General features: G+C 66.1%; 5 protein-coding genes and 1 pseudogene. All 6 read left to right on the top strand.

Annotated features, from left to right (window positions below; all coding sequences use genetic code 11):
* Window positions 1-140 precede the first annotated feature (140 nt).
* Window positions 141-1,517 (top strand): hypothetical protein, encoded by a 1,377-nt coding sequence (locus tag A5736_RS19000; RefSeq protein WP_076247964.1) that lies wholly within the window; start codon window positions 141-143, stop codon window positions 1,515-1,517.
* 82 nt (window positions 1,518-1,599) lie between these two features.
* Window positions 1,600-2,931 (top strand): adenylate/guanylate cyclase domain-containing protein, encoded by a 1,332-nt coding sequence (locus tag A5736_RS18995; protein ID WP_076122899.1) that lies wholly within the window; start codon window positions 1,600-1,602, stop codon window positions 2,929-2,931.
* A gap of 37 nt (window positions 2,932-2,968) precedes the next feature.
* Window positions 2,969-3,577, top strand: coding sequence for an HdeD family acid-resistance protein (locus A5736_RS18990; protein ID WP_369805014.1), 609 nt, complete (start codon window positions 2,969-2,971; stop codon window positions 3,575-3,577).
* Window positions 3,578-3,672: 95 nt separating this feature from the next.
* Window positions 3,673-5,145: a cytochrome ubiquinol oxidase subunit I gene (locus tag A5736_RS18985; RefSeq protein ID WP_076247962.1), complete on the top strand. Its 1,473-nt coding sequence runs from the start codon at window positions 3,673-3,675 to the stop codon at window positions 5,143-5,145.
* A gap of 36 nt (window positions 5,146-5,181) precedes the next feature.
* Complete coding sequence (gene cydB, locus A5736_RS18980) at window positions 5,182-6,222, top strand: cytochrome d ubiquinol oxidase subunit II (RefSeq protein WP_076247961.1); 1,041 nt, start codon at window positions 5,182-5,184, stop codon at window positions 6,220-6,222.
* A gap of 80 nt (window positions 6,223-6,302) precedes the next feature.
* Window positions 6,303-6,600 (top strand): annotated as a pseudogene (locus tag A5736_RS18975) (thiol reductant ABC exporter subunit CydD); the annotation flags it as partial.

Here is a 6,600-nt window from a genome sequence, read left to right as displayed (position 1 = left end):
GTTCCATAGATGGCCAGCACAAATCTCATCGCGGAGGTTTCCGCCTTTCAGTCGTCGTGCGCGCGGGCAGCGTCCGGGGGCACCAGACATGATGCCTGGCGTTCGTTCGAGCGACACAACGAATCGGCTACTCTCGCGTGATGATTTGGTCCGCATCCGATGCGCCGCCGGACAATCGGCTCGCATTGGTGGACCAGGGTTTGTTTGCGGGACATCGCGCCGCGGGCCTGAACCTCGTCATCCAGTGTGTGTGGATTTACGAGCGCGCCATCGACTTGGACGAGTTGAAGCGGTTTCATCACCATCTCCGTGACGGCCTCTTGGGACGGCGCATCGAGCTCTCGCCGTTGCCGTTCGCCCGCCCGCGGTGGGTGGTTGATCGCGGGCCGTCGGACATCGACATAGCCGACAGCGCCCGTCCGCCCGGCGAACTCAGCGACTGGGCCGATGAACGCGCACAGCTGCCGATCGACGCGGAAACTGGGCCCGGATGGCATGTCGGCGTGCTTCCCCTGACGAACGGCTCGACCGCGGTCACCCTGGTGCTCTCCCATTACCTGCTCGACGGCCTCGGGCTCGCCGTCGCCCTCGCCGACGCCGCGCTGGGCAACACCCGCGATCTTGGCTATCCACCGCCGCGTTCACGCACCCGAACGCGCGCGGCCGTTCAGGATGCCCGCCGCACGATGCGAGAAGTGCCCGAGGTGGGCCGGGCTCTCGGGGCGGCGGCGAGGCTGGCCCGAAAACAGGCCCGTGCGCGCGGTGCTGCCCCCCGATCACCGGTATCGCGACCGGTCGCGCTCCGGGCCGGTGACGGCGATGACCCCATCGTCGTGCCGGCCGCATCGATTCACGTCGACGCGGACGACTGGGATGCCCGCGCGAAGGAGCTCGGCGGAACGGGGAGCACGCTGGTCGCGGGATTTGCTGCGAAATTCGCCGAGCATGCCGGGCGCCGACGCGCCCACGACGGCCTCGTCACCCTGCACCTGCCAATGAACGATCGCGCCGAGGGTGACGTGCGCGCCAACGCCATGTCGATCGCGACCGTCCGCGTCGATCCGACGCGGGTGACGGCGGACCTGGGTGACCTGCGAGCCGCCATCAAGCAGGCGCTGAGGACGCTGCGCGAGACGCCGGACGAGGCGCTGCAGTTGCGCGCGCTGATCCCGTTCACCCCGAAGCGGGCGCTGAAACGAATGGTCGATGCCGGTTTTACCGACCCCGATGCGCCCATGCTGTGTTCGAATCTCGGCGACCTCGACCCGTTGGTGTGTCGGCTCGATGGCACCGAAGCTGAGCTCGTCCTGACGCGGGCGACCGGGCAACGCGTGACGCGGCAGTGGCTGGACCGAACGGGCGGCCAGATGACCCTGCAGAGTTGGCGCACCGGCGGCTCCAAGATCTACCTCACCGTCAACGCCTACCAACCGGGTGCGGAGAACACGAAGCCCGCGTTGCGCGAGCTGGCCGCCCGCACCCTGGCCGGGTTCGATCTGACCGGCAAGATCGACTAACGAAGCCTCGGGCGCAGGCTTAACGCGCGAACCCTGGCCAGACACCCCGACAAACACCGAGCTCAGCGGTTAGGCTTTGAACGTGGCGGCGAAGAAGTGCGGAGCCCCACCCAGTGCAGACGGCTCGGCGAAGCACCCGGACTGCGTAGCGGCGGTGCGGGCGCAAACCCGCGACCGCAATCAGCACTACGCCGACAGCGCCGCCCGCCGGGCCCGGATCCTCACCGTCACGGCGTGGCTGGCGGTGACGGTGAGCGTGAGCTTTGTGCTCGTGCAGATCGTCAGCGGATCGTGGCTGTGGCAAGTCAGCTCGATCAGCGTCACCGGCGCGATGATCTTCGCCGTCGTCCCGTGGCTGCAGCGATTCGGGGAATTGGTTGCGCCGCTTACGTTTATGGGCGCGGCCTATGTGTCGATCTTAGCCAACTGCCTCGACGTCGGCACCAGCGCGGGCGCTCAGTTCTTCTTCCTGGTTGGCGCCTGCATCGTGGTGCTGCTACTGGGGATCGAACACATTGTGTTGGCGTCCGCGCTGGCGGCCGTCGCCGCCGGCCTGATCATCGCGGTGGAGTTCCTGGTGCCACGGAGCACCGGACTGCAGCCGGCGTGGGTCCAGTCGGCGGGTTTCGTCATCACGGCCATCTCCAGCGTCGTGATGGTGGTCGTCACGGTGTGGTTCGCCCTGCGCGACACCGCGCGGGCCGAGGCGGTCATGGAAGCCCAATACGACCGCTCCGAGGCGCTGTTGGCCAACATGTTGCCGGCCAGCATCGCCGACCGCCTCAAAGAATCAGGGCGAGGCATCATCGCCGACAAGTACGACGAGGCCTCGGTCCTGTTCGCCGACATCGTCGGCTTCACCGAGCGAGCCAGCGGCACCGCGCCGGCCGACCTGGTGCGCTTCCTGAACCGTCTATACAGCGATTTCGACGCGCTGGTCGACAGGCACGGGCTGGAGAAAATCAAAGTCAGCGGGGACTCCTACATGGTGGTCAGCGGGGTACCGCGGCCGCGGCCCGACCACGTGCAGGCGCTGGCGGACTTCGCGCTCGACATGGTCGATGCCGCCGCCCAACTGAAGGATCCGCACGGCCAGCCGCTGCCACTGCGGGTGGGCATGGCCTGCGGCCCGGTGGTGGCCGGGGTCGTCGGGTCGCGGCGATTCTTCTACGACGTGTGGGGCGACGCGGTCAACGTCGCCTCCCGGATGGAATCCACGGACTCGGTCGGGCGGATTCAGGTGCCCGAGGACATCTACGCGCGCCTGAGGGACGACTTCGTGCTGCAGGAGCGCGGCCCCATCGAGGTCAAGGGCAAGGGCACCATGCGCACCTGGTATCTGGTCGGCCGCAAGGCCGTAGCCGCCGAGACGCCCGATCGAGTTGCCGAGGAATCGCACACCGCGCGCGTCTGATTCGCGTGGCCTTCAATCCCTATACCCGAACCGGCGTTTGTGTCAGACTGCGGCCATGACTACTTCTCCGGAAGCAACTCCTGGAAAACCGCCTATTCCAAGCTTGTTACCGCATCTGTGGAAGTCCACGCTGCTATCGGGAATTCTGTCGCTGATCCTCGGCATCCTGGTGCTGGCCTGGCCCGGAATATCGGTCCTGGTCGCCGCCATCTGGTTCGGTGTCTACCTACTGATCACCGGCATCGCGCAGGTCGTGTTCGCGTTCAGCCTGCACGTGACGGCCGGCAGCCGAATCCTGTTGTTTATCAGTGGCGCAGCGGCATTGATCCTGGCCGTGCTGGCGTTCCGTCATTTCGGTCAGGGGTACGCGGTCTTGTTGCTGGCCATCTGGATCGGCGTCGGCTTCATCTTCCGCGGTGTCGCCACAACGATTTCCGCGATCAGCGACCCGACGCTGCCGGGCCGCGGCTGGTCGATCTTCGTCGGCGTGATCAGCCTGCTGGCCGGCATCGTGGTCATCGCGTCGCCATTCGACTCGATCATCACGTTGGCGCTCGTCGTCGGCGTCTGGTTCGTGGTCATCGGCGTCTTCGAGATCGTGTCGTCCTTCGGGATTCGCAAGGCGTCGAAAACGCTAGCCAGCTGAAACCGCCGTCGGATCATCCCGGTGGCGTCGGCCAATCCTATCTACTACACTGCGTCGTAGAAAGGCAGGCGCCTCCGTAGTTTCGGGAGATGACAATGAATGTCGTCGACATTTCACGGTGGCAGTTCGGTATCACCACCGTCTACCACTTCATCTTCGTGCCGCTCACCATCGGTCTGGCTCCCCTGATCGCGGTGATGCAGACGGTGTGGGTGGCCACCGGTAACGCCGCGTGGTATCGCCTAACGAAGTTCTTCGGCAAGCTGTTCCTGATCAACTTCGCCATCGGCGTGGCAACCGGCATCGTGCAGGAATTCCAGTTCGGCATGAATTGGAGCGAGTACTCGCGCTTCGTCGGCGACATCTTCGGCGCCCCGCTCGCGATGGAAGGCCTGGCCGCCTTCTTCTTCGAGTCCACCTTCCTCGGGTTGTGGATCTTCGGCTGGAGCAGGCTGCCCAAGCTGGTACACCTGGCGTGCATCTGGATTGTCGCGATCTCGGTCAATGTGTCCGCGTTCTTCATCATCGCGGCGAACTCCTTCATGCAGCACCCGGTCGGCGCCCACTACAACCCCGCGACCCGGCGTGCCGAGTTGACCAGCATTGCGGCGTTGCTGACCAACAACACTGCGAGAGCGGCCTTTTCACACGCGGTCGCCGGTTCCTTGCTGACGGCGGGAACTTTCGTGGCCGCCGTCAGCGCGTGGTGGCTGGTCCGCTCCCGCAAACCCGAAACCGCCACGCCCGCCGCCGAGTCCGATGCCCGAACCATGTTCCGCCCGGCGACCATCCTCGGGTGTTGGGTCGCTTTGGTCGCGACCGTCGGCTTGCTCTTCACCGGTGACGCCCAGGGCAAATTGATGTTCGTGCAGCAACCGATGAAGATGGCGTCGGCGGAATCGTTGTGCGACACGCGAACCGACCCGGATTTCTCCATCCTGACCGTAGGCACGCACAACAACTGCGAAAGCATTACCCGCGTGATCGAGGTGCCCTACGTGCTGCCGTTCCTCGCCGACAGCCGATTCAGCGGTGTGACGTTGCAGGGTGTGCGCGATATCCAGCAGGACTACCAACAGCGATTCGGGCCCAACGACTACCGACCGAACCTGTTCGTCACCTACTGGTCGTTTCGCGCGATGATCGGATTCCTTGCGATCCCGCTGCTGTTTGCGCTCGCCGCGCTGTGGCTGACCCGCGGCGGCCGAATTCCCAATCAGCGGTGGTTCTCTCGGCTGGCGCTGCTGACCATTCCCACGCCGTTCCTGGCCAACAGCGCCGGGTGGGTGTTCACCGAGATGGGCCGGCAGCCCTGGATCGTCGTGCCCAATCCGACCGGCGACCAGCAGGTGAGACTCACGGTCGCCCAGGGTGTGTCGGATCATGTCCCCGCAATGGTCATCACCTCGTTGGCGACGTTCACCCTGGTGTACGCCGTGCTCGCGGTCATTTGGTTCTACCTGCTGAGGCGCTATGTCGTCGAAGGGCCACAGGAGCACGACGCCGAACCCGCGGCGCCACCAGCACCCGGCGAGCACGACGTGGCGCCGCTGTCCTTCGCCTACTAGGGCCTACCGGGCCGCTAAGAAAAGAAAGGAACGACGGTGGGACTCCAACAGGTCTGGTTCGGTGTCATCGCGGCGCTGTTCCTTGGCTTCTTCATCCTGGAGGGCTTCGACTTCGGCGTGGGAATGTTGATGGAGCCGCTCGCCCGGCTCGGCTCGGGCGACCCGGAGCTGAACCGCCGCGCGACGCTCAACACGATCGGACCGGTCTGGGACGGCAACGAAGTCTGGCTGATCGTCGCCGGGGCAGGGATGTTCGCCGCGTTTCCGGGCTGGTACGCGACGTTGTTCTCGACGCTCTACCTGCCCCTGCTGGCGATCCTGTTCGGCATGATCGTGCGCGCCGTGGCCATCGAGTGGCGCGGCAAAATCGACGACACGAAGTGGCGCGCCCTGGCCGATTTCGGTATCGCGGCCGGGTCATGGCTGCCCGCCGTGCTGTGGGGCGTCGCCTTCGCCGTCCTGGTCCGCGGACTCCCCGTCGACGCCGCCGGCCATGCTCACCCGTCGATCACCGACGTGCTCAACGCCTATACCGTGTTGGGTGGTCTGGCCACCGGCGGCCTCTTCCTGCTCTACGGCGCCGTGTTCATCACCCTCAAGACGTCGGGCCCGCTGCGTGACGATGCGTACCGATTCGCCAAGTGGCTATCGCTTCCCGTGACGGGATTGGTTGCGGGCTTTGGGGTTTGGACACAGCTGGCGCACGGCAAGGACTGGACGTGGGCCGTGCTCGGGGTCGCGGTGGTCGCGCAGCTGGCGACGGTGCTGTTGGTGTGGCTGGGCAGACTCGACGGCTTGGCATTTTTCTGCGCGGCCGTTGTGGTCGCGGCGGTGGTGGTGCTGCTGTTCGGCGTGCTCTATCCCAATCTGGTGCCCTCGACGCTGAACGGCCAATGGAGCGTGACGATCGACAACGCGGCCTCGACACAGGCCACGCTCAAGATCATGACGTGGGTGACGGCGTTCATGGCTCCACTGACGGTCGTGTACCAGGCGTGGACGTATTGGGTTTTCCGGCAACGGATCTCGGCTGAGCACATTCCGCCGCCCATCGGTCTGGCGAGGCGTACGTCCTGAGCACGAGGGACTCCCGAGCGCCGCTGGACCCGCGACTGTGGCGGGCATCGGGCGCGCTGCGCCGGTTCCTGGCGGCCACGGTGGGCTGCGGGGTGGTGATCTCCGGCTGCGCGATCGGCTCGGCGATCGTGCTGGCGGGCATCGTCGCGCGCGTCGTCACCGATCCGTCGGCACGGGGCCTGCGCGGCTGGGTAGGCCCGCTGTCAATCCTGTTGGCGCTGTGGGTGATCCGCACCGTGACACACTGGCTGCAGGCGCGCCTGGGACAGCGGGGCGCCAGCGCGGTGATCGCCGATCTCAACGGGCAGGTGCTCGCGGCGGTGACCGCCCGGCAACCCAACGAACTCGCCGCGCAGCGCGACGCCGCGGCGGTCGTGG

The sequence above is a fragment of the Mycobacterium sp. SP-6446 genome, from assembly GCF_001954045.1.
Classification (GTDB): Bacteria; Actinomycetota; Actinomycetes; order Mycobacteriales; family Mycobacteriaceae; genus Mycobacterium.
Note: the sequence above shows the minus strand (reverse complement) of the source record. Positions and strands in the feature narration are given on the sequence as shown.